General features: G+C 50.0%; 22 protein-coding genes and 1 pseudogene. 13 read left to right on the top strand and 10 right to left on the bottom strand.

Features of this window, described 5'->3' with window-relative positions:
• Positions 1 to 23: 23 nt before the first annotated feature.
• The 3 genes from FIU95_RS05765 to FIU95_RS05755 form a co-directional block, all read right to left on the bottom strand.
• Positions 24 to 512, bottom strand: coding sequence for a regulatory protein RecX (locus FIU95_RS05765; RefSeq protein ID WP_152452356.1), 489 nt, complete (start codon positions 510 to 512; stop codon positions 24 to 26).
• Complete coding sequence (gene recA / locus FIU95_RS05760; RefSeq protein WP_152452354.1) at positions 513 to 1,547, bottom strand: recombinase RecA; 1,035 nt, start codon at positions 1,545 to 1,547, stop codon at positions 513 to 515. It abuts the gene before it with no gap.
• Positions 1,548 to 1,746: 199 nt separating this feature from the next.
• The gene (locus FIU95_RS05755; protein WP_152452352.1) at positions 1,747 to 2,262 is read right to left on the bottom strand and encodes a CinA family protein; all 516 of its coding nucleotides are present in this window, start codon (positions 2,260 to 2,262) and stop codon (positions 1,747 to 1,749) included.
• Between the two features lie 613 nt (positions 2,263 to 2,875).
• Between FIU95_RS05755 and FIU95_RS05750 the strand changes: the two genes are divergently transcribed.
• The 3 genes from FIU95_RS05750 (at position 2,876) to FIU95_RS21675 (ending at position 5,793) form a co-directional block, all read left to right on the top strand.
• On the top strand, positions 2,876 to 4,891 hold the full coding sequence (locus tag FIU95_RS05750) for a family 16 glycosylhydrolase (RefSeq protein ID WP_152452350.1): 2,016 nt from the start codon (positions 2,876 to 2,878) through the stop codon (positions 4,889 to 4,891).
• Between the two features lie 549 nt (positions 4,892 to 5,440).
• Positions 5,441 to 5,605, top strand: a complete 165-nt coding sequence (locus FIU95_RS21095) for a hypothetical protein (protein ID WP_172975329.1) — start codon at positions 5,441 to 5,443, stop codon at positions 5,603 to 5,605.
• An 11-nt stretch (positions 5,606 to 5,616) separates the two neighbouring features.
• Positions 5,617 to 5,793, top strand: a complete 177-nt coding sequence (locus tag FIU95_RS21675; protein WP_371416963.1) for a hypothetical protein — start codon at positions 5,617 to 5,619, stop codon at positions 5,791 to 5,793.
• 319 nt (positions 5,794 to 6,112) lie between these two features.
• Here FIU95_RS21675 and FIU95_RS05745 read toward each other — a convergent pair whose 3' ends face one another.
• Entirely contained in the window at positions 6,113 to 6,547 is a 435-nt protein-coding gene (locus FIU95_RS05745) for a GNAT family N-acetyltransferase (protein ID WP_152452348.1), read from the bottom strand.
• Positions 6,548 to 6,574: 27 nt separating this feature from the next.
• Here FIU95_RS05745 and FIU95_RS05740 point away from each other — a divergent pair, with 27 nt between their 5' ends.
• A complete protein-coding gene (locus FIU95_RS05740; protein WP_152452346.1) occupies positions 6,575 to 7,183 on the top strand; it encodes a tRNA-uridine aminocarboxypropyltransferase in 609 nt (202 codons plus the stop codon).
• 135 nt (positions 7,184 to 7,318) lie between these two features.
• Here FIU95_RS05740 and FIU95_RS05735 read toward each other — a convergent pair whose 3' ends face one another.
• Positions 7,319 to 7,654: a multidrug efflux SMR transporter gene (locus tag FIU95_RS05735; RefSeq protein WP_152452344.1), complete on the bottom strand. Its 336-nt coding sequence runs from the start codon at positions 7,652 to 7,654 to the stop codon at positions 7,319 to 7,321.
• A gap of 474 nt (positions 7,655 to 8,128) precedes the next feature.
• Between FIU95_RS05735 and FIU95_RS21415 the strand changes: the two are divergent.
• Together FIU95_RS21415 and FIU95_RS05730 are read left to right on the top strand one after the other, a co-directional pair.
• A pseudogene (locus tag FIU95_RS21415) lies at positions 8,129 to 8,559 on the top strand (integrase core domain-containing protein); the annotation flags it as partial.
• Positions 8,556 to 8,750, top strand: a complete 195-nt coding sequence (locus FIU95_RS05730) for a GNAT family N-acetyltransferase (RefSeq protein WP_256366408.1) — start codon at positions 8,556 to 8,558, stop codon at positions 8,748 to 8,750. The pseudogene FIU95_RS21415 and the gene FIU95_RS05730, both read left to right, overlap by 4 nt.
• A 330-nt stretch (positions 8,751 to 9,080) precedes the next feature.
• Here FIU95_RS05730 and FIU95_RS05725 read toward each other — a convergent pair whose 3' ends face one another.
• The 3 genes from FIU95_RS05725 to FIU95_RS05715 all read right to left on the bottom strand — a co-directional run bounded on the left by FIU95_RS05725 (position 9,081) and on the right by FIU95_RS05715 (position 11,571).
• Positions 9,081 to 9,698, bottom strand: coding sequence for a LysE family translocator (locus FIU95_RS05725; RefSeq protein WP_152452342.1), 618 nt, complete (start codon positions 9,696 to 9,698; stop codon positions 9,081 to 9,083).
• A 307-nt stretch (positions 9,699 to 10,005) separates the two neighbouring features.
• Entirely contained in the window at positions 10,006 to 10,509 is a 504-nt protein-coding gene (locus FIU95_RS05720; protein WP_152452340.1) for a thermonuclease family protein, read from the bottom strand.
• 297 nt (positions 10,510 to 10,806) lie between these two features.
• Positions 10,807 to 11,571, bottom strand: coding sequence for a TlyA family RNA methyltransferase (locus FIU95_RS05715; protein ID WP_152452338.1), 765 nt, complete (start codon positions 11,569 to 11,571; stop codon positions 10,807 to 10,809).
• 126 nt (positions 11,572 to 11,697) lie between these two features.
• Here FIU95_RS05715 and nhaA point away from each other — a divergent pair, with 126 nt between their 5' ends.
• The 5 genes from nhaA to FIU95_RS05690 all read left to right on the top strand — a co-directional run bounded on the left by nhaA (position 11,698) and on the right by FIU95_RS05690 (position 16,369).
• A complete protein-coding gene (gene nhaA, locus FIU95_RS05710; protein WP_253868884.1) occupies positions 11,698 to 13,191 on the top strand; it encodes a Na+/H+ antiporter NhaA in 1,494 nt (497 codons plus the stop codon).
• 104 nt (positions 13,192 to 13,295) lie between these two features.
• Positions 13,296 to 14,675 carry a hypothetical protein gene (locus tag FIU95_RS05705; RefSeq protein WP_152452336.1) on the top strand — a complete coding sequence of 460 codons (1,380 nt, stop codon included), beginning with the start codon at positions 13,296 to 13,298 and terminating at the stop codon, positions 14,673 to 14,675.
• Between the two features lie 9 nt (positions 14,676 to 14,684).
• Positions 14,685 to 15,065: an MmcQ/YjbR family DNA-binding protein gene (locus FIU95_RS05700; RefSeq protein WP_172975482.1), complete on the top strand. Its 381-nt coding sequence runs from the start codon at positions 14,685 to 14,687 to the stop codon at positions 15,063 to 15,065.
• Positions 15,066 to 15,104: 39 nt separating this feature from the next.
• Positions 15,105 to 15,959, top strand: a complete 855-nt coding sequence (trxA, locus tag FIU95_RS05695) for a thioredoxin (protein WP_152452334.1) — start codon at positions 15,105 to 15,107, stop codon at positions 15,957 to 15,959.
• Between the two features lie 80 nt (positions 15,960 to 16,039).
• The gene (locus tag FIU95_RS05690) at positions 16,040 to 16,369 is read left to right on the top strand and encodes a YqfO family protein (protein ID WP_152452332.1); all 330 of its coding nucleotides are present in this window, start codon (positions 16,040 to 16,042) and stop codon (positions 16,367 to 16,369) included.
• Between the two features lie 43 nt (positions 16,370 to 16,412).
• Here FIU95_RS05690 and FIU95_RS05685 read toward each other — a convergent pair whose 3' ends face one another.
• A complete protein-coding gene (locus FIU95_RS05685) occupies positions 16,413 to 16,943 on the bottom strand; it encodes a hypothetical protein (protein WP_152452330.1) in 531 nt (176 codons plus the stop codon).
• A gap of 95 nt (positions 16,944 to 17,038) precedes the next feature.
• Positions 17,039 to 17,578, bottom strand: coding sequence for an NUDIX hydrolase (locus FIU95_RS05680; RefSeq protein ID WP_152452328.1), 540 nt, complete (start codon positions 17,576 to 17,578; stop codon positions 17,039 to 17,041).
• A gap of 141 nt (positions 17,579 to 17,719) precedes the next feature.
• On the opposite strand from FIU95_RS05680, the gene FIU95_RS05675 reads away from it, so the two are divergent.
• Together FIU95_RS05675 and FIU95_RS05670 are read left to right on the top strand one after the other, a co-directional pair.
• Positions 17,720 to 19,012 (top strand): efflux RND transporter periplasmic adaptor subunit, encoded by a 1,293-nt coding sequence (locus FIU95_RS05675; RefSeq protein WP_253868882.1) that lies wholly within the window; start codon positions 17,720 to 17,722, stop codon positions 19,010 to 19,012.
• A gap of 32 nt (positions 19,013 to 19,044) precedes the next feature.
• On the top strand, positions 19,045 to 22,209 hold the full coding sequence (locus FIU95_RS05670; RefSeq protein ID WP_152452324.1) for an efflux RND transporter permease subunit: 3,165 nt from the start codon (positions 19,045 to 19,047) through the stop codon (positions 22,207 to 22,209).
• Positions 22,210 to 22,295 lie beyond the last annotated feature (86 nt).

Below are 22,295 nucleotides of genomic sequence, written 5' to 3'. Positions count from 1 at the left end.
CAAGCATGAGAGTATAAGCGTGGTTACTCTTCGTCCAGCGCCCAACCGATGGCATCGGAAGGGAAACCGCGGTAAGCCAGGTAGCGCTGGCGGCGTGCGCGCTCTTTCATCTGCTGCTCACGCGGCAACGCCAAATCAATCGGCGATCGGTATTTACGCTGCAGCTGCTCAAGCGCCAAGGCAAACCAATCCACCTCCAACTGCTCCAGCGCCTGGGATAACAGCCCAGCGGAAATACCGCGCTGCTGCAATTCCTGGCGGATACGCAGGGGCCCCTGGCCACGCTGAACACGAGAGCGGGCAAAAACTTCGGCGAATCGCTGATCAGACTGATAGTTGAGTTCTTGCAGGCGCTCGAATAGCGCATCGAAATCGGCATCGGGGAACTTGCCCACCAGCTTCTGCCTCAGCTCGAGACGGGAGTGCTCGCGGCGGGTGAGCAGCTCAAGCGCCGCGCCGAAAAGCGCTTGAGCCGGGTCAGCGGTGAAAGCCGCTTTTGAGGAAAAAGACACTTACTCTTCCGGCAGTTCCACAGCTTCTGCGGGGCTGGCCGGCACTAGGTCACCTAACAGTTGAGCGCGCAGCTGGCCTTCAATCTCGTTGCGGATATCAGGGTTTTCACGCAGGAACTTGGTGGCATTAGCCTTGCCCTGACCAATCTTGTCGCCCTTGTAGCTATACCAGGCGCCAGCCTTGTCAACCAAGCCCAACTTCACACCATAATCGACGATTTCACCAATCATATTGATGCCTTCGCCGTACATAATCTGGAATTCGGTCTGCTTGAAGGGTGGAGCCACCTTGTTCTTCACCACCTTCACACGGGTCTCGTTACCCACCACTTCATCGCCATCCTTCACCGAGCCGATACGACGGATGTCCAGGCGCACAGAAGAGTAAAACTTGAGGGCATTACCGCCAGTGGTGGTCTCCGGAGAACCAAACATCACACCGATCTTCATACGAATCTGGTTAATAAAGATCGCCAGGGTGTTGGTGTTCTTAATATTGCCCGTCAGCTTGCGCAGCGCCTGGGACATCAGGCGGGCCTGCAGGCCAACATGGGAATCACCCATCTCACCCTCAATCTCAGCGCGCGGGGTCAAGGCCGCTACAGAGTCCACAACCAATACATCTACAGCACCGGAGCGCACCAGCATATCCGCCACTTCCAGGGCCTGCTCACCGGTATCGGGCTGGGAGACGATTAGCTCATCCACATTTACGCCCAGCTTCTCGGCATAAATCGGATCCAGGGCATGCTCCGCATCAACGAAAGCACAGGTGCCGCCTTTGCGCTGAGCCTCGGCAATCACTTGTAGGGTCAGGGTGGTTTTACCAGAGGACTCCGGGCCATAGATCTCGACGATACGACCGCGTGGCAGGCCGCCTATACCGAGCGCCACATCCAGGCCGAGGGAGCCAGTAGAGATTGCGGGGATGCGCTCGCGCTCTTTATCCCCCATGCGCATCACTGTGCCCTTGCCAAACTGGCGTTCGATCTGCGACAGCGCCGCCTTCAATGCCTTGTCTTTATTGGAATCCATGACCATTCCCGTATTTCTGAGCTGTGTTGAGTGGAGGCAAGCTTATCGAAGGATTACTGTATAGGCAACCAGTAATTCCGGGACAACCAGTACCATTCTTCCCAGCATAGAGTCGCAGCCCTCAAGCCGACGCAATCCCGCTGCCGCAAAGAGAAACAGACCCGATGCCCTCCAAGAATGCCCTCCTAGATAGCACGCCCTAAACGGGGTGGTCATCCAGAATTGCCAGCATACCCTTGATAGCCTCCACCACCGCTTGAGCCTGCACGGTGGCGCGATCCCCTTGAAAGTGGAAACAGCGGGCATCAATCTGAACTGGCTCCTGCCCTTCCGCATGGGCCCAGGCAATCCACACAGTCCCCACCGGCTTTTCTTCAGTGCCTCCATTGGGCCCCGCAATACCGCTTACTGCCACAGAAAGGTTGGCATCCATCATAGCCAGCACCCCACAGGCCATCTGCCGGGCAACTGGCTCACTGACCGCACCAAACTGCTTCAAGTCCTTAACGTCCACCCCCAACACACTGTGCTTGATACGATCGGCATAGCTGACGATAGAGCCGTCAAACCAATTGGACGCGCCGGAAATGGTGGTTATCGCCGCTGCAATCGCGCCACCGGTGCAAGACTCCGCAGAAGTCGCAAACCAGTGGCGCTTTCCCAGCTCCTCGCCAAGCTTCTGAGCCAACATCGTTATCTCGCCATGATCAACCATTTTTCTTCCCGTTATTTATCTCTCTCGGTAACCATCCGCCAGGGCGACGTAAATATCACCGGATGATATGCGGTAGAAGGCGGCCCTACTATCCAGCTTATAATTTTCCAGCGCCAGGCCATGGCACATAGAATATCAACTTTTTCATGGACGGAATAAAGATAATAAGATCCCAGAAGCGACAGTGTAGTTACAACAATTACAGTCAGAATAGAAATGGATTTAAAAAACTAGTTTAAAGTACAGGCCACTCAATCAAACCAAAGGAAAAAGCCTCCTATATAGATATTTAATTCTCACAGCAATTTGGCTTTTATGGCATTAAAGTCTATCTCTAAGACTCTTCCTGAAAACTTCAATAGAAACAACCCCGCAGCTGACTAAAAATTTTCCCATCACTCGTATGCGGCAAGTAGGACCGACCTCACGATAAAGGGGTAGAGCTGTCACCCCAGCACAATCGGTTATTTGTTAGGCTTTGATCGGTGCCAATAAAACACAACCAAAAAATATTTCTTCATTAAATCAACGGCACTCACTGCGATAACAAAACGCCAAACAACAATATTATTAAAACGGCATTCCTTATAAAAACCAACAAAGAAAACAAATTATGCTAGTTAAACAGTCAGCGATGGCACTGGCCATTCTTGGGATCTGTGCATCTCCATTAACCAACGCAAAAACCTTAATCTGGGAGGATAATTTCGATAATGACAGTATTGATAAGTCTATCTGGACCTGCGATGTAGGTAGCTGGGGTTGGGGCAATAATGAACTGCAAAATTACACTGATAATAGTGATAACGCCTTTATAGAAGATGGCAATCTGGTGATTCAAGCCCTGCGTAACAGTGACGGCAGTTTTACATCTGCTCGCCTAAAAACATTAGGCCGACTCTCTTATAAATACGGCTCAATAGAAGCCCGAATCAAACTACCCGACCTCAATGCCGGCCTCTGGCCAGCTTTTTGGCAGCTCGGTAATAACTATGGGCAGGCCGGTTGGCCCGCCTGTGGTGAGCTGGACATCCTCGAAGCCGGTATGGCGGAGGCACTTAATAGCGGCAGTGTAAATTCAGCTATCTCTGGCGCTTTCCATTGGCATCACGAATCCGATGACTACACCGGGCAGGCGGACTACGGCCAAAGCAAAAACCTTATTGAAGATTTTGGTTCCAGCAGCGACTTAACCGAGGACTATCATATCTTCGGCATGACCTGGACTCCCGACAGTATTACGATGTGGGTAGACGATGAAGCCAATGAGATAATCAGTATTGGGAGTGAGGATCCCGCGTTCGACGAATTTCGCCAAGAACACTTCCTGATCCTCAATCTCGCTGTGGGAGGCATTTTTCCTCAGATTTTCACCAATGAAGAAATCACTGCGCCGATGCCCGCCAAAATGTATGTGGACTATGTCCGTATTTATGATAATGACGACAGCAATTACAGCACTGAAATCACCCTGGCCAAAGACAGCGCAAAAACCGGCAACCTCGGTATATACGGTGACAATGAGAATATCACCGAATCTCTAGAACTCGGGACCGATACCGAGCTCTATGTTTGGAACAATATGGAGTCCATTGCAAGCCTTGAGGACAGTGAAGCACTGGAATTCAATATTGGTGCCGGCGACTGGTTTGGCATGGGCTTTTGGATGCACTACGACCTGAACATGATGCGCTACCAAAATGGCCACCTAAACCTACGTATCAAGACCACCAGCACCGAAACCATCGGTATTGGCATTGCCAGTACTGGCAGCGGTAGCGATACCTGGGTTGATTTGGTCGATGACGGTGAAGCTTATGGGTTAAAGCGCGATGGTGAATGGCACCAGGTTAGTATTCCGCTCAGCAAATATGCGGTGGATTTTCACACCATTAGTCAGGCCCTAATGATTCGTGGTGGCGCACCTGCAGAGGACTTCACCCTGGCCATTGATGACATTTACTTCAGTGAGGGAGAAACAAAGACCATCCCCGCTGGCATCTTTTCCCTATACAGCGAAACTGCCGAGAGCGATTCCACTTTTGAACTGGGTACCGACGGCAATCTATATGTGTGGGAAAGCACACTGGTGGAAGCTCCTCAATCCCCATTCGAGGGAGAAAAGTCCCTTTCCTACCAGTCCTCTGGAGCTGGTTGGTTTGGCATGGCATTTACCGCCGATAGCTACTACGACCTGTCCGCTTTCGACAACGATACCGCCACACTAAATTTTGCCCTCAAAACCAATAGCGATACCCCCTTCAAGATTGGTATGAAAAGTGGCAGCATCAATGATGTTGAACAAAAATGGATCGAATTTAACAGCAGCTCTGATCCCTACGACTTCATCCGTGATGGTCAATGGCATCAGGTATCCATCCCCATCAACGATTTCAGCGATGAAGTTGATATGACTAACGTGATTCAACTCTTCGAACTACTAGGAGTTGAAGGAAATATCGACGCTATTGAAATCGATGACATCTATTTTTCCAGTGGAACTACAGAGGTCAACTGCCAGCGCCCACCCCGAAAATGCCGCCCACATCATGGGCGACATAAGCATCCTAAAGGAAAATGCAAACCCTGCGGCCCCCGCCCACCGAAAAGGGCCCCAGGCACACGGTAATTAAAGGATAAGAAAAGCCAAGCTCTGTTTCTGAGCATATAGCGTCCAAGTAGTGACTCACTTAACAATGAAATAGATGAATATTCATCTATTTCATTGTCGCCCATCGTTAACGAGAACTTGTTAAGCCCTAGCACTGTAACAAGCTAGAACCGCCTAAAACAATAAGTATATATTTTCTAGACCTATCTTCTCCAACCCCAACCCCAACCCCAACCCCAACCCCAATCAAGAAGAACCAACAGAAAAACCGTTATTTCTACAAAATTTCGCAAATACAAACCTTTTTCTTTTCTCTGGGACAGGGCGAATCCCAATTACGACAGAAAGGCTCTAGGGGCTTTTATTTGGAATTTCTGTTTTGCTAGGTTTCCCAGCCGGTAACTAATTAAGCTATCAGATAAAAAACAATAAACATTCAAATCAACGGTGATACTTTTGGTCTATAACGAGATGGCCAGTGGCATCAAATATCTATCCCTCTAAGTGATTTCAGTGATGAAGTAGATATGTCTAACGTAATCCAACTATTTCGGCTCTTGGAGCTAGATGGAGAAGTCAGTGATATCAAAATCGGCAATATCTAATTATCTGGAGGCAGCGACAGCGAAGGCGATCCTGGTGGCAATACCCATAACAACGATAATTCAAGTGGATAAGATAACAGTGAAGATGGCTCCAGTAACGATGATGAACCCGGCAATAAAGACCTGAATGCCTAAGCTATCATCACCGCTATCAATGAAATTCAGCCCATCACCAATGCCAATGACCACAATACAAATACCCGCTGGGAGAGTGCTCACGGCCCGGATAGAGTCAGCTTAGCCTATGATCTTGGCACACAGCAGGCTATCAGCTCAGTAACTATCGACTGGGAAACCCCAAATGCCACCGCCTAAACCTTACTTGGCAGTACCAATGGCAATAACTGGAGCACAATCCAACCCTTTTCTGGATTAAGTGCTGGCGAACGCCGAGACTCAATCAGTGTAGACGGCAACTACCGCTACTTAAAAATTGACTGTACGCAGCGCAGCACAATGTACTGATATTCCATCTGGGAGATCAATGTTAACTAAATGAATGGAGTATCGCTTTGGGCTGGTGCCCCGTTTATTACCTGGCCGTAAAAAATTTTAGTTTCATTCAGACGGCATACTGCAACTCAATAATCCTAGGGATACCCAATAGGATAAAAACAAATATCTATTGATCCAATTATCGATAGACCATTGCCAAAATTGAACGCCCCTGATCCAAGTAACTTTGGTACAGTTCGGCAACGGGTGTAGCCAGCGCTTCTAAATCAACCCGCTCAAAGCCCAATGACAAATAAAAAGACTCTAAGTGGGCATAGGGAAATGTATAGGTATCACCACCAAAGCGCTCACCTAGCAGTGTTAACAACAGTCGAGCAACACCCTGCCCTTGATGCTCCGGGGCCACCGCAACTCCCGCCAGCAGTTTAAAGGTTTTATATCTGCGCAAGTATCCACAGCCAACTACCTCACCACGCTCGCTACGCACTACGGCACAATCCTCGTGACGTTTGGCTTTGCCACGAAATCCATGCATGCGATAGAATTTGTTTGCCAGTGGAATCTCAATATCTGCCAGCCACTGAACCCTATAAGAAGGCTGTGTGATCCCCATAAATCTGCCTGTACCCAGTAGTCAAAAATGCCCAGAGAAACCTGTAATACCTGTTTGCGTCCACCCAAAGTTTGCTATTGCAGCGCCCTGGTGAGCCTTGCCAGTACCATAAGAGTGGTGATCATACAGCACCCGCAAGAGAAGAAGCACCCATTCAATACCGGACGCATGACACACCTATGCCTGAGTAACAGCGAGCTGATGGTTGCTGAAACGTTATCTAAGTACCAGTTAGATACCCTGCTCAGTGACTCTTCAGCACTACTTTACCCTTCACTGGAATGGCTACCTGACAGTACCGAACTCGATGAGAATCGTCATTTAAGGGAAAAATCCAGCAACAGGCAAGCAACCATCAAACAGCTAATCGTGATCGATGCTACCTGGAAGAAATCAAAAAGAATTCTCCACCTAAACCCTTTGTTGCAAAAACTTCCACGAATCAACCTTACTGGTGGTCTGGAATCAAATTACAAAATCCGCAAGACCTCTATTGCTGATGGCCTATCAACCATTGAGAGTATCGCCACTGCAATGCAACTGCTCGAGCAAAGTGATATTTATTTAAGATTACTGGAGCCATTCGAAAAAATGATTGCTTTGCAACAGAGAAGTTACACTGTCGAGCCAGCCTGAAAATTAGCTCAGCTGATAAACCATAGCTATCCAATAGTTTCTTGAATCACTCACATGTGTTCTCAATTTTTCTCATAGAAGGGCTTGTCTAACCCATACCCCACGACGGCCAAAATTGCCAACCCCATTTTGTATTTAACCACCACTCACACTCCGGGAAAATAGATTTATTACTATAACCCCCAAGACGATAAGAGCTATACCTAAAGCCGCTCCCCAATCAAGCCTTTGCCCAAAGAAAACAAAGCCGACCAGAGTAATTAGCGCAACACCTACCCCAGACCACACTGCATACGCGACACCAACTGGAATGGTCTTCAATGAAATAGAGAGCAAATAAAATGCAATACCATAAGATATGACCACTATTATCGATGGAATAACCTTAGAGAACCCATCTGAGTTTTTTAGAAATGACGTACCCACGACTTCAGCAACAATCGCCATGGAGAGATAAACCCAATGTGACATTCAATCTTCCTATTTAAATAGCTAACCAGATTCTGGAAAACAGATCATTCTTTCTATGCTGGCCCACATACGAATGTGACCACATCAATACACGCAGGCCGAATACTCAACCATGATTCTATTGAAACTCTACTTGCAATAATAAGAACAAATATTTAACCACTACTGAGGAGCATTACATTTGGATACCTTTCACTTGCCCATTCATGACATAAATCGGAAAGAGATTACGTTAAATCTTCTCGGCAATCACAGAGGGTACAAATATAGCAGCTTTCCTGCACCTACTTTCGGAGCCTGGAAAAAGTGCCCCTTCGAATCCGCCTTCAATCAAGACTTCTCTAACAAAAACACTATATTTAAGTGGATATAAAAAAAACCATCCTAAATTCTCAACCACCTTTAATGATCTTATTGGACTAACTCCACCCCAACAATTTTAGATCCCAGGGGTAAGGTAGGAAACCTATACCGCTTATAGATTTACATGCTCGCCGTATCGTTAGGCGAGCCCTTTTAGGGCAACCAGATACAATATCAACTAAAAAAGCGCTGGAAATGTCCTGGGAGCAGCGAGGAAAGCCTACTAGAGCTATTTTCCACTTGGGTTAAAGCAGACAGTATACCACTCATCAGTTTCACCAAAGGCTTTAGTCTTACCGAATGGCCCAGAGCATGAGTCGGCGTGGAAATTACTGAGATAATGCGCCAATGGAAAGACTGTTTCGGAGTCTGAAAAGTGAATGGATACCTTCTCTCGGTTACACCTCTATCACAGAAGCAAGCCGAATATCAGTCATTACTTGATGACTTACTACAACTGGGAGCGTCCCCACCAACACAATGACGGATTACCGCCTGCAAAAGCGAAAGAAAAACTTAACTTACTGTCCGGAAATAGTTGACCACTACATACCCAACTTATCAAGGTCAGGGGTTGGGAAGAATTGTGATGGAACACATTATGTCTTACTTGGATCGTGAGGCGCTTCCCTCTGCTTATATTACCATCATGGCCGATGTCCCTGAATTATATAAAAAATTTGGTTTTGAATTGAGTAGCCCAAATACAGAGGGTATGCACCTGATTAAGTAGCTTGTATAAAAGTTGCCGGTAGTTACCAAATTGGCTTTCTAATTACTCTGGAGAGTACTGCTATAGCTAGCAGTAAACTGCTTTGATAATGGCTGATGGTGACCTTTGTTAAATAGATGTGTGGTAGCTATTATTGAGGTTTCCAGAGCTCACTGTAGAAGTTCTAATATGGCTAACTCTCAAAAATATACTAACTCGGTTTATACCTGTTTACTTGGAATATGTTTTTAAGTTTCATGGCTCCTGGGATTCTGCTGTCAGGCTGGTGTTCAAATTTCAAATTAAGTCGCATGCTCTCCACCTCTGTCACAGTTAGTGACATGAGTAAATTTATAACCGCTCACTAAACGCCAGTTTTAAGCCGAGCGCGGCAAAGCTGCTGGCAAAAAATTTCTGCATGTTGATGCTTGCTCTTTTAGAGCTTGTTATAAACTTGCTGAAAAGACCTGACATTAAACCGTATACTATAAATACTACGAAAGTCATTAGCATAAACATGGTGCCTAGGACCAGCATGTAAGTTAGAGCACTATTGGCTGTAGCCGGAATGAATTGCGGCAAGAATGCAAGAAAGAAGATTGAGAGTTTAGGGTTTAAAATGTTTAGCAGGAACCCTTTTAAGACAATGTCAGTAATTTTTTTCTTGGTCTTTTGCTCATTTGCAGATAGAAAGGTGGATGATTTCCACATTTGCCAGGCGAGATAGAGTAAATAGGCAGAGCCAGCATACTTTATGATCTGAAAAGCAAGTGCGCTGGTATGAAAGATGGCGGCGAGACCAAATGCACTGGCCAGTAGCGCTGGAATAATGCCAAGGGTGCAACCAAGTGCGGCATAAAGGCTGGCCCGCTTACCCACAAAGAGCCCAGTAGCAACGGTATATAAAACGCCTGTACCTGGAATCAAAACTACAATCAGAGAAGTTATTAAAAACTCAACAGAAACCATTCTATGTTCCCATTCCTTGGGGAGGGCTAATTGTTAAATGATAAACTATCAATTTTGCATAGGTTTTGCACGAGAATATTGCATGGTGATCTGTTTAAGTTTCAAATAAGTAAAGCTGAATTGGTCAGCCCCGTAAAAGCCATTCCAGTTTTGAAGTTTAGTAGGCTTGATAATGGCTTTGGATATAATTATCTCACTTTAGACTTTTAATCGGCATCCGTGCCTTTTACGATTCCAAGTGTGTTGTTTTATTTATATAGCTTATTGATTACTTGGGGATTGTTCAGTATGAGAGTTGGATTGATAATTAGTCATCAAGAACAAAATTGTTTTCTGGGTTGTAGTAGCAGAAATCTCGATCCAGATTTTTGCGGAAGCAATAGGGGTCCTTTGGGGCAGAATCCTCCCAAAGCCCTAGATTAGAGTAGTAGGCAATATCCTGCTCAAGTTCAAACTTGTTTCCGCAGTAGTAGGCGTAATTCCAGGCGGCTCCCCGTGCAACCATTTCCTGGTTGATGTTATAGCCGTTGACGAAAAGATAGCCTGTTTCCCTGCCATATTGGTCCCTCCCTGTTGATTGAAAATCTACTGGGCCATATGACAATAAGTCGATCAATGTTTGCGTTGATTCTGGCCCATGGGATTGAGTGCTAGGATAGGTTTCCGGTGCATCAATACATTGTAGGCGTATCTCTGTGTACTCACTTCCAATATAACCGTGAACTGTATCACCATCTATGATCTGAAAATTGGTGAGTGGCGCGGCTTGTAATGTGGTAGAGAATACACACAACAAAAGTAGTTTTTTCATTAGGTCTTATCCTGATTGTCATTGGCTGTGCGCAGGATAAGGGCCGGTTATGACGTGCTTATTGAGTGTTTGTGATAGAAAAAATTACTTTTTATTAAGGAAAGGATGATAGCTTTGAATAGATAATTTCTTACTATGTAAAATGTTTATGTCTCTGTTTGTTTTCTTTGATTATCTGGGCCCCTTCTATTTAAGAGCCCAGCGGTGTGTGTAAATTTAGAGAAAGTAGAGCTAGGTGTAGAGCTCGGTTATGAAAACCTGGACTATATGTTTTGCTCTCTTGATTTCTCTGTATTCTCAATGATTGTTTTTCTGAACAGCCCAGAGTAAAAACTCCCGGTTGCCGTCCCCACCTTTAATCGGGCTATCAATATATTTTTTCACCTCAAGGCCTAGTTCATCACATAAAGCTGTAATCTTTTCTCGTACCTGGGGATAGAGCTTTTCGTCACGCACCAACCCTCCTTTACCAATGCCCTCAGGTCCCACTTCAAACTGTGGCTTTACCAGGGTTAACAATTGGCCTTTGGGTTTCAGTAGGGATGGTAGTTGCGGGAGTATCAGTGTTTGAGAAATAAAGGATACATCCATAACGATGGCATCAAAGCCGTTATCTGCGTAGGGAGAAAGGTGTGATGCTTCTAAATGGCGTGCATTAACTCCCTCAAACAGGTGCATGCGTGGATCGTCCAGTAACTTCTTAGCAAGTTGGTCCCGCCCAACATCCACCCCCACTACGGAAGTAGCACCTCTCTGTAACAGGCAGTCACTAAAGCCACCGGTAGAGCAACCCACATCCAGGGCATGCCAGCCATGAGGGTTTAAACCCGTTTGGTCGAGAATTGCGGCGAGTTTTAGGCCGGCGCGGGAAACATATTGGTCTTCGGGCAGTGTTGTGACCTCCAGGCTGCAGTCCTCTCTGACAGACTGGCTGGCTTTGCGCGCCGGTTCCATGGGGCCGCCTTCCGATAGCATGACCCGGCCGGCATCGACCAGCTTCTTGGCGTGGGTGCGGGAATTGACGAGTTTTCTCTGTACAAGCAGTTGGTCCAATCGGGTCATGTTTTGCTACTGGGTCCTGTCAATATGGTTAAGAATACAGTGGCCATGCTAACCTCTGGCTCCCATAGGTAGAAGTGTGGCCCCGCATCTAGTAGGGCTAATCTTTAGGAAAGAGGATGTTTGTCGATGGCAAAAAGCGTTCTGAACAAGTTCAAGATTCGCAAAGGAAAGGTTTTTGAGGCGCCTTTAGAAGAGGCATTTGGGCGCCTGGTGACACCTTTCGAAGAGTTTATCCATCGACAAAGCAGCAGTGGCATTTTACTCATGCTCTCCGCACTGGCGGCGTTGATTATCGCAAATTCCCCTCTGGAAGATGCCTATAAGCACCTACTACATATGCCCATTAGCTTAAATGCAGGGGATTGGGAGTTTTCTTTATCTCTGCACCATTGGATTAATGATGGCTTGATGGCGATCTTCTTTTTCCTGGTGGGATTGGAATTAAAACGCGAATTTATGGTGGGGGAGTTGTCCGATTTACGTCAGGCGGTTCTCCCGGTGATGGCGGCTATCGGCGGCATGGTGGTGCCGGCATTGATATATGCGGCTTTTAATGCCGGTGGCGAGGCGGAGCGTGGCTGGGGCATTCCCATGGCGACGGATATCGCTTTTGCTGTGGGTTGTATTGCGCTACTGGGCAACCGGGTTCCCCGTGCCGTGGTAACTTTTCTGGTTGCGCTGGCGATTGTGGACGACCTGGGTGCCATCCTGGTAATAGCCATCTGGTACACCGAACAGGTCAATGTGGCGGCGCTTATCGCTGCGGGTTGTCTGATCGTGATTATGTGGTTGCTTAAGGCCGCAGGTGTGCGCAACTCCCCCGCTTATGTGTTCGTGGGAATTCTGTTGTGGTATGAGTTTTATCTGGCTGGGGTACATGCCACCATCGCGGGTGTCATTACCGCCATGGCGCTGCCGGCCAAACCTAAATACGATCCGGTGGCCTTTAGTACTTTTGTAAAAGATATCATCCGCAGTTTCGACCGCTGTTTTCGCCCCGGTGACAAAATTATTGCCAACGATGCCCTGCGCGCGCGGGTTATGGCGTTAGGCAATGGTGTAAACCTGGCGCAATCTCCCTTGCAGCGTATGGAAACCCGCCTGCACATTCCCGTGGGCTTCCTGGTAATCCCGATCTTTGCCCTGGCCAATGCGGGAATTCCTTTCGACAGCTTTACCAGCTCCGCTGCAGTGTTCAATCCTGTGACCCTCGGGGTTATCGCTGGCCTGGTGTTCGGTAAACTCATTGGGATTGTGGGCGCCACCTGGATCGGTTGGAAATTGGGCTTGGGCAAGTTGCCCAAGCTGGCCAGTTTCCAGCACATTGTCGGTGTGGCACTGCTCGGCGGTATCGGTTTTACCATGTCGATCTTTATCTCCGAGCTGGCCTTTAGCGGCGAGGGTGACCTGCTGATTCAGGCCAAGGCGGGCATTTTGATTGCGTCCGTAATTGCCGGTATCGCTGGCTTCCTGGTACTGCGCGCTGCGCCGGTTTCTGAGGAGTTTGATGCCCAGGCAGATGATGAGGACGTCGAGCAAGGGGAGGATAGCGGGGACCAGCCGGAGAGCACCGAGAAGGGAGGTAACGCCACCCAGGAGAACCCCGGTCGCCAGAGCTGAGGCTCTTACCCGGCAGGCCCCACCATTTTTTGGGGGGCCTGGTCTCCCTAAGTTGCCAGCCCGGTAAATTAAGAAATAAGAAATCAACTCTAAGAGAAACAATAATGAAACGAGTGGTAAAGGCGGCGCGCCTGCTGCCTATACTGGCCGCACCATTATTCCTTGCAGCCTGTGAGGGTAAATCATCCCAGGAGCCAAAGTTGCAGAAAGGGACAGGTGTCGAGGCGGTATCGGCCGCAAATGCCGCAGATAAAGGGAAAGGGGGTATGGCGATGGACACTGTGGCCAGGGACTATGTTGCCCTGGTGCTGGAATTGGGTAATCACGACAAGAGTTATGTCGATGCCTATTATGGCCCGGTGCAGTGGCGAGCGCAGGCGGAGCAGAGCCAGGCCAGCCCGGCGGATATTGCCAAACGCGGTAGCGCCCTGATCGCTCAGCTACCCGGGGAGGGCGCGGCGGATGGTTCCCCTGACGGTCTGCGCCTGCACTACCTGCGAACTCAGTTGGCTGCACTAGTGGCACACGCCCGCAGCCTTGCTGGCGAAAGCGAGCGCAACTTTGCCAAAGAAGCCCGCGAACTCTATGACACCGAGCCCCCCAGGCAGGATTTCTCCAGTTTCGACCTGCTTTTGCAGGAGTTGAATGAACTGTTGCCCGGAGAGGAGCCTCTGAGTGCGCGAGTGCAGGCGTTTCGCCAGCAGTATGAAATTCCTGCGGATAAGCTCCAGGGGGTTTTTGATGCGGCGATTGCAGAGTGTCGCCTGCGTACCAAGCAGTATATCCCGTTGCCGCAGGATGAAAATTTTGCCCTGGAGTATGTCAGTGACAAACCCTGGAGCGGTTACAACTGGTATCAAGGGGGTGCGCATAGCCTGATACAGGTGAATCGCGGTTTGCCGATCACCATTGATCGCGCTATCGACCTGGGCTGCCATGAGGGCTACCCGGGCCATCACACTTATAACGCTCTGTTGGAGCAGACTCTGGTCAAAGAGCGCGGCTGGGTGGAATACAGCGTATACCCGCTGTTCAGCCCCCAATCTCTGATTGCCGAGGGCAGTGCCAACTACGGTATCGATTTGGCCTTCCCCGGAGAGGAGAAAACTCGCTTCGAGATGGAAGTACTCTATCCCCTCGCTGGACTGGACCCGCAAAGTGCGCAGAAATATGACCGGGTGATGGCTCTGGTGGATAAGCTCAGTTTTGCCGGCAATGAAATTGCGCGCCAGTATATCGATGGTGAAATTGCCGCTGATCAAGTGGCGGCACTATTTGAAAAATACACTCTGATGAGCCCGGCTAAGGCAAAACAGCGCAAAGATTTTGTCGACGCCTACGGTGCCTATGTGATCAATTACAACTGGGGCAAGAAGTTGGTGGCGGATTATGTGGAGCGGGATACCAACAGCGCAGAAGAGCGCTGGCAGCGCTTCGCTAAGCTGTTGTCTTCGCCGCGCTTACCCTCCTCGCTGGATTGGTAGGACCCAATGATGCAAAGAGCGGAACTGAGAAGCTATCTACTCGCCCGGCCCGAAGTGATCGAAGATTTCCCTTTTGGTCCAGAGGTTGCGGTGTACAAGATCAAGGGGCGTATGTTCGCCACTCTCAGCCGCTATCGCGAAGTAGATGCCACCAATTTGAAGTGCGATCCCGATGAGGCCCAGGCCCTGCGGGATATATTTCCCGGTGTGTTACCGGGTTACCATATGAACAAGAAGCACTGGAATACTGTATTGCTCGATGGCACAGTGCCGGATTATGAAATTGAGCGGATGGCGGATCGCTCCTATGGCCTGGTGGTAAAGGGGCTGCGCAAAGTTGAGCGGGAATCCCTTGAGCTGGCTTACGGCACGGATTCCCTCTATCGCTAGAACAACAGCAGAATAGCAAGACATTACTCAGGAGAGTTTGTGAACGATTTTATTGTCGATGTAACGGCAGAAAACGCCCAGCAGGTACTCATCGAAGAATCCATGAATCGCCCGGTCCTGGTGGATTTTTGGGCCGATTGGTGCGAACCGTGCAAACAGTTAATGCCGGTTTTGGAAAAGCTCGCGAATGAATACGCGGGTCAGTTTCTCCTGGCCAAAGTGAATGCCGACACCGAGCAGATGATCGCCGGCCAGCTGGGGGTGCGCAGCCTACCCACAGTCATGCTGCTTAAAGAGGGGCAGCCGGTGGATGGCTTTGCCGGGGCGCAGCCGGAAAGCCAGATCCGCGAAATGCTCGATAAATATCTGCCAAAACCCTGGGATATCAAACTGCAGCAGGCCCAAGCCCTGATCGGCGAGGGTAAAGTGGATGAAGCCCTGCCGTTGTTGCGCCAGGCGTATACCGAGTCCTCCGAGCGGGTGGATATCGCCAAGCAGTTGGCGGCGTTATTACTCGATCAAAACCGCGCACAAGAAGCGGAAACGGTGCTCGGTAAAATCCTTCTGGCGGATCAGGATGCGGAATACCAGCGCTTAATGGCTCAGTTGGAATTGAAGCAAAAGGCGGCGGATACACCGGAAATACAGGCGCTGCAAAAAGCCTTGGAGCAAAACCCACAAGATTACGATTCTGCCTATAAGCTGGCGGTGCAGTACAGCCAGGCTAACCGTCATCAGGAAGCCTTGGAGCTGTTGCTGGATATCCTGCGCAAGGATATGAATTTTGCCGATGGTGCGGCCAAGCAGGCATTTCTCGATATCGTGAAAAGCTTGGGTGCCGGCGACCCTATCGCCACCCAATATCAGCGCAAACTGATGACGTTGTTGTTCTAAAGCGTTTCAATCGTATTGCACTGCAAAGGGGCCCTGACGGCCCCTTTGCTTTACCCACCTTTAAAAAGTGAATAATCGGAATGCATAAGCTCTGCATCTATATACCCGCAACGCATCTGGAAGTTGTGAAACAAGCCCTGTTTGACGCCGGAGCCGGCAGAATTGGAGATTACGACAGTTGTTGCTGGCAGGTTTTGGGTGTTGGCCAGTTTCGTCCATTAGAGGGTAGCCAGCCATTTATTGGCGAATCCGGTCAGGTAGAGCAAGTAGAGGAATATCGGGTTGAGATGGTGTGTGCCGATGAGTCTGTAGATGCGGCCCTTGAGGCCCTTTACCAGGCGCATCCCTATGAAGAGCCGGCTTTCGATCTCTGGCACCTGGATAGCCGTTGTGGCGGTAAAAATCTCTAAAAGCAGGATATGAGCGATATCCTGCTATTCGCATGAGAGGGTTTTAGAGGTTATCCAGTGCCTGTTGGCGCTGCTGGCTCTTTTCTTTTAGTGCCTGAACCTCTTTCAGGATCTGAGTGATTCGGTTTTCGCTTCCGCTATTTTCCTGCAGAGGTTGCGCTTGGGGCTCTTGCGGCTGCATATCGCTAACGGTCTGGCTGGCGGGCAGGGTATTGATGGGTTTTACCTGGTGGATACGCACATCGGCATCCATTCCTTCGGGTATCGAATCGGAGAAGTGCCAATTACCTTCACTGTCTTGCCAGCTAAAGACTTCTCTGGTCGGTTTGTTTTGCTCTTCCGGCAAAAGGCCACTGGATTCCACCAGGGTTTCCAATTGCTCGGCCGATTTCTGTGTGCTGTCGCTCACCGCTTGAAAGGCGCGCTGGCCTTGCTGGCGGACTGAGTCCAGGGTTTGTTGATCTGGAAGCCAGTCTTGGGGAGACATTATCGGCTTGCCGTCGGGGCCAGGAATAATCATGGGCAAGCCCACCCCCACCAATAGCAGGACAGCAAGCATGTAGGCGTATTTCATCGGAACATCCTTTTAATATTTATTGGCGGGCAGGGGGATTCTTCTCTCAACCTGCGCCCCTGCTCAGTGCGCTACTTGCAATGCGGCTTGTGCGACTAAAGTTTTCGCGAAATAACACCGCGGTGCAGCTGGTATTGCCCCTGTTGGGTGTCGGCGAAATAGTGCTTTAGGGTCTTGTGCATAATCGGGAAGGCGATTTCATCCCAGGGAATTTCCTCCTGCCGAAATAGCGACACTTCTAATGACTCAGGCCCTGGACCAAAATTGGTATCGGTGAGTTCTCCGCGATACATCAGGTAGACCTGATTGATATGGGGAATGTCGTAAATAGAATAGAGTTCATCCACACGAATACTGGCGCGAGCTTCCTCCCAAGATTCCCGCAGAGCTCCTTCTTCACTGGTTTCCCCGTTTTCCATGAAACCGGCCGGCAGGGTCCACAGCCCAAGGCGTGGCTCAATGGCACGTTTACACAGTAGGACCCGGTCTTCCAAATAGGGCAAAACACCGACGATCACACGGGGGTTGATGTAGTGAATGGTGCCGCAATTGCCACATAGGTGGCGTGGGCGGTCATCCCCTTTGGGAATGGAAAATGTGACGGCATTGCTGCCGCATTGGCTACAGAATTTCATGACGTCAGTATACCTATGCAAGATTCCAGCGCCAGCTTCCAGCTTTTTGACGCCTATAGTTGTTAAAGGTGTTAAAGATGTTGAAGTTCATAAGGCGGTGCCAGCTTCACTATGGCGCGTATTTTATTTTTTGGACTTATAGTGATCGTTTTGTCGGCCTGTGGCGGCAAAGACGATGAAGAAAAGGCACCACCACCGCCACCTGTAGAGGTGTTGGTGGTGCGTGAGCAGCCTGTCATTCCGCGCTTTGAATTTGTCGGCCGTGTGGAGGCCACCGATGAGTTTAAGGTGCGTCCCCGTGTGGAAGGTTATATCCAGAGTCGTGATTTCAGGGAAGGGGAAACCGTCAAAGAGGGGCGCCTGTTATTTGAAATAGACCCACGCCCGTTTATCGCCGAGCTGGATAACCAGAGCGCTAACCTGGAGCGCGCCGAGGCCTCTCTACGCATTGCAGAACGCAATTATCGTCGTGGTCGTAAACTGGTGGCTACGGGGGCCATCAGCCAAGTACAGATGGATGAACTGCTGGGCACTTTCGAAGAGGCCAAGTCCCAGGTAGATGCCGATCGTGCCAAAGTGGAAAGTGCTCGGCTGGATCTCTCCTACACAAAGATTTATGCGCCACTTACCGGCCGTATTGGCCGCACACAATATACCGAGGGCTCCCTGGTGGGGCCCAACTCGGACCCACTCACCACCATCGTCAAGATGGACCCGATCTATGTACTGTTTGAGGTTCCCGAGAATCAGCTCTACGCCGTGCAGGTGGATGCCGAGCGCCGCCGCAGGGAGGGGCTGCCCCCTACGAAGCTGGATGTGCGCATAGAACTGCCGGATGGCAACTATTACCCCTACGAGGGGCGGATTGTATTTATCGACAACCAGATAGACCCAAATACCGGCTCTGTCGCGGTGCGCGCGCTTTTTCCCAACCCGGGCAGCCTGTTGGTACAGGGGCAGTTTGCGCGGGTTTCCATCCGTCTGTATGCCGGCAGCGAGGCACTGAAGCCGTTGGTGCCGCAATCGGCAGTGATGGAGGACATGCAGGGGCGCTATCTCTTCGTGCTGGGCAAGAAAAATATCGCGGAAAAACGTTATGTCACCTTGGGGCAGCGGGAGGGCGAGTTATGGGCGGTAAATCACGGACTGGTTGCCGGTGAGTCGGTGATCGTCAATGGCCTGCAGCGGGTTGTTGCGGGCAAACCGGTCACTCCCCAGAACACCCCGCGGGATCCCTACGATGTGACAGAAAAGCCCGCGGAGCCCGCACTTGGCGGCGGCTCGCCTGTGAAGAAGCCGACTTCTAAACAGCCAATTGGCAGTGGGCAGGGGACGCTATTGCCCGACGACCTGGAACTTCCTGAAAGTGCACCTGATGCTGGAAAGGAGAGTGAACGTCACCGATACGAGGGAGAAGTGGATGATTACAAGTAGCCCGCTCGGGGCGGGGGGCACTTAGCGCTTTTATGATCAGTGCCTTTTGTATACGGCGGCCCCGCTTCGCCTTTGTCATCTCTATACTGATCTCCCTCGCGGGTATCCTCTCGCTGCCATTATTACCGGTGGCCCAATTTCCGGAAATTACTCCGGCCACCATTAATGTTGCTGCCAATTACGCTGGAGCCAGCGCCGAAGTCGTGCGCGATAGTGTTGCTGTGCCCATCGAATCCCAGGTAAATGGGGTGGAGGGCATGGAATATATGTCTTCCACTAGTGGCAACGACGGTTCTTACAGTCTTACGGTAACGTTTAAGTCCGGCTATGACGATGACATCGCCCAGGTCAATGTACAGAACCGTGTAGAACAGGCCACGCCGCAGTTGCCAGAGGATGTGAAGCGCGATGGCGTGGTGGTGTCCAAGCAGAGCACCACTTTGCTTCTGGTTGTGAACTTGTTCTCCCCGGATCAAAAATTCGACGAGCTGTTCCTGGCTAATTACGCGGAAATTTATTTAAAAGATGAGTTGGCACGCGTATTGGGGGTGAGCAGCGTAGTGATTTTTGGTTCGCGCAATTACGCCATGCGCCTGTGGTTGGACCCGAACCGGATGGCCTCACTGGATGTCACCACCCAGGACGTCATCAGCGCGGTACAGGCGCAAAATGTGCAGGTGGCCGCGGGGCAAATCGGCTCCCCTCCCATCCGCAAGGATCAGCAATTTCAATACAACATCCTGGTGCAGGGTCGCTTGGTTGATCCCAAGGAGTTTGAGGATATTACCATCCGTGCCAAGCCCGATGGCGCCATGGTTAAGGTGAAAGATGTGGCGCGAGTGGAATTGGGCAGTGAGTCCTATTCCTCCTATGGACAATTAGATAACCAGGCGTCGGCGGTAATTGGTGTTTACCAGCTGCCAGAAGCCAATGCGATCGATGTGGCCGATCGTATAAAAGCCAAGGTCAAGGAGTTATCCCAACGTTTTCCTGATGGCTTGAAGGCGGAGATTCTCTACGACACTACCCTGTTTGTGCAGGCCTCTATCAAGGAGGTTGTGCAAACACTATTTATCGCCCTGATCCTGGTCATCGCGGTGGTCTTTCTATTTTTACAGGATTGGCGTTCCACCCTGATCCCCGCCATTGCTATTCCAGTCTCTCTGGTAGGCACTTTTGCCCTGATGCTGGCCTTTGGCATGACCATTAATACCATCACCCTATTTGCCCTGATCCTGGCAATTGGCATTGTGGTGGACGATGCAATTATTGTGGTGGAAAACACCCAGCGGTTAATGGGCGAGGGGCTGACGCCAAAAGAGGCTGCACTGCAGTCCATGCGCGAAGTCACCGGCCCGGTAATTGCCACTACTTTAGTGCTATTTGCGGTCTTCGTACCGGTCATGCTGATGCCGGGTATCACCGGGAAAATGTACCAGCAATTTGCCGTTACCATTTCCATGTCGGTAGCGATCTCCTCCCTCAATGCGCTAACCCTGAGCCCGGCACTATGCGCCAGTATTCTCAAAGCGGGAAAGGAAGGTGAAATAGCCGGGGTTACAGAGACCGGCGTTTTTGGTTTTTTCAACCGCGGGCTACATCGCTCCACCAATTTCTATGTAGGCATGGTAAAAGCCTGCGTAAAAATCCCTTTGATGGGAATTATCTCCATTATTGGTATTTTCCTACTGGCCTTTTGGCTGTTTAGCAGTATTCCCACAGGGTTTATTCCCGATGAGGACCAGGGCACTTTTATGCTGCATGTGCAGCTGCCGGATGGCTCCTCCCTCGAGCGCACCGGACCGGTTGTTAACCAGGTAACGGATATATTGTTAGAAGAGCCAGCCATGGCTCATGTGGTGGGGGTGCCCGGTTACAACCTGCTGACCAGCAGTGTCTCCTCCAATACCGCTATGATGTTTGCCGTATTAAAACCCTGGGATGATCGCCCCAATAAAGAGGACCACCAGTTCGCTATTATGCAGCGGGTGCAGAATAAATTGGCGCAGATCCCCAATGCGCAAATTATGCCATTTGCTATTCCCCCCCTGCCGGGTATCGGCACTGTGGGAGGTTTTGAGTTTGTATTGGAGGACTTGCAGGGCCGCAGTATTACGGAGTTATCCCAGGTTTTGTTTGATTTGCTGGGCGCTGCTAATCAGCGTACGGAAATCTCCCAGGCTTTTACCAGTTTTCAGGCATCTACACCGCAACTGGAATTAAAGATCGACAAGGAAAAGGCCCATGTGCTTGGTGTGCCCCTGCCGGAGGTTTACTCCACTTTGCAGACATTTCTGGGTGGCTATTACATTAATGATTTTAATTTATATGGCAAAGTGTTTCGTGTTATCGCCCAGGCGGATGCGCAGTTTCGCGATGATGAACAAAACCTGGCGGGCTTTTATGTGCGTGCCAATAGTGGTGGCTTGGTACCGATCACTTCAGTTTCCACTATTGAACCTGTTGTGGCTCCGCAAACCATCACCCGATACAACCTCTATAACAGCGTGACAATCAACGGTGCCCCAGCGCCCGGTTATTCCAGCGGTCAGGCCATGGATACTATGGAGGAACTGGCTTCCAGGCTGCCCGAGGGTTACGGCTATGAATGGACCGGGATCAGTTTGCAGGAGGTTACCTCGGGCAATCTGGCTCCTATCCTGTTCAGTCTGGCCATTGTCTTTGTGTACCTGTTTCTTGTAGCCCAGTATGAGAGTTGGAGCATCCCCTTCGCCGTGCTTTTGTGTGTGCCTATTGCTATTTGCGGTGCCATGTTGGTGGTGTGGCTGGCGGGCTCCATTAATAATCTCTATACCCAGATCGGTCTGGTATTGTTAATTGGTATGGCGGCGAAGAGCGCCATTCTGATTGTGGAATTTGCTTGTGTAGAGCGCGATAAAGGCAAATCCATTGCCGAATCCGCTATCTCCGCCACCCGCTTGCGTTTCAGGGCAGTATTGATGACGGCAATGTCTTTTATTCTTGGGGTGATACCGTTATTGGTGGCCACAGGCGCAGGTGCTGTGAGCCGTATCTCACTGGGTTTGGTGGTATTTGGCGGTATGCTGGCAGCCAGTCTGTTTGCCACCCTATTGGTGCCGGTGTATTACGCGCTGGTGCAGGCGATTAGAGAGAAGCTCAAAGGGGGTTATACCCCTCAGGCCCAGCAGGACACAGCTAGGGTTGAGCGGCAGTAACTGGCAGGGAGTCGCAAATGGAAATTGCGGCATACAACTCGGTGTTATCGCCGGGAATTAGTATGATGAAAGTTAGGGAGCCTTCG

The organism is Microbulbifer sp. THAF38 (assembly GCF_009363535.1).
Taxonomy (GTDB): Bacteria; Pseudomonadota; Gammaproteobacteria; order Pseudomonadales; family Cellvibrionaceae; genus Microbulbifer.
Note: the sequence above shows the minus strand (reverse complement) of the source record. Positions and strands in the feature narration are given on the sequence as shown.

Bases quoted from the DNA above. Each gene is read 5' to 3' on its own strand.
- nhaA (WP_253868884.1), top strand. From the start codon at position 11,698: ATGGCAAAAAGCGTTCTGAACAAGTTCAAGATTCGCAAAGGAAAGGTT.
- FIU95_RS05700 (WP_172975482.1), top strand. From the start codon at position 14,685: ATGCAAAGAGCGGAACTGAGAAGCTATCTACTCGCCCGGCCCGAAGTG.
- FIU95_RS05720 (WP_152452340.1), bottom strand. From the start codon at position 10,509: ATGAAAAAACTACTTTTGTTGTGTGTATTCTCTACCACATTACAAGCC.
- FIU95_RS05735 (WP_152452344.1), bottom strand. From the start codon at position 7,654: ATGTCACATTGGGTTTATCTCTCCATGGCGATTGTTGCTGAAGTCGTG.
- FIU95_RS05685 (WP_152452330.1), bottom strand. From the start codon at position 16,943: ATGAAATACGCCTACATGCTTGCTGTCCTGCTATTGGTGGGGGTGGGC.
- FIU95_RS05670 (WP_152452324.1), top strand. From the start codon at position 19,045: ATGATCAGTGCCTTTTGTATACGGCGGCCCCGCTTCGCCTTTGTCATC.
- FIU95_RS05755 (WP_152452352.1), bottom strand. From the start codon at position 2,262: ATGGTTGATCATGGCGAGATAACGATGTTGGCTCAGAAGCTTGGCGAG.
- recA (WP_152452354.1), bottom strand. From the start codon at position 1,547: ATGGATTCCAATAAAGACAAGGCATTGAAGGCGGCGCTGTCGCAGATC.
- FIU95_RS05740 (WP_152452346.1), top strand. From the start codon at position 6,575: ATGCCCAGAGAAACCTGTAATACCTGTTTGCGTCCACCCAAAGTTTGC.
- FIU95_RS05690 (WP_152452332.1), top strand. From the start codon at position 16,040: ATGCATAAGCTCTGCATCTATATACCCGCAACGCATCTGGAAGTTGTG.
- FIU95_RS05745 (WP_152452348.1), bottom strand. From the start codon at position 6,547: ATGGGGATCACACAGCCTTCTTATAGGGTTCAGTGGCTGGCAGATATT.
- FIU95_RS05680 (WP_152452328.1), bottom strand. From the start codon at position 17,578: ATGAAATTCTGTAGCCAATGCGGCAGCAATGCCGTCACATTTTCCATT.
- FIU95_RS05715 (WP_152452338.1), bottom strand. From the start codon at position 11,571: ATGACCCGATTGGACCAACTGCTTGTACAGAGAAAACTCGTCAATTCC.
- FIU95_RS05725 (WP_152452342.1), bottom strand. From the start codon at position 9,698: ATGGTTTCTGTTGAGTTTTTAATAACTTCTCTGATTGTAGTTTTGATT.
- FIU95_RS05750 (WP_152452350.1), top strand. From the start codon at position 2,876: ATGCTAGTTAAACAGTCAGCGATGGCACTGGCCATTCTTGGGATCTGT.
- FIU95_RS21095 (WP_172975329.1), top strand. From the start codon at position 5,441: ATGGAGAAGTCAGTGATATCAAAATCGGCAATATCTAATTATCTGGAG.
- FIU95_RS05705 (WP_152452336.1), top strand. From the start codon at position 13,296: ATGAAACGAGTGGTAAAGGCGGCGCGCCTGCTGCCTATACTGGCCGCA.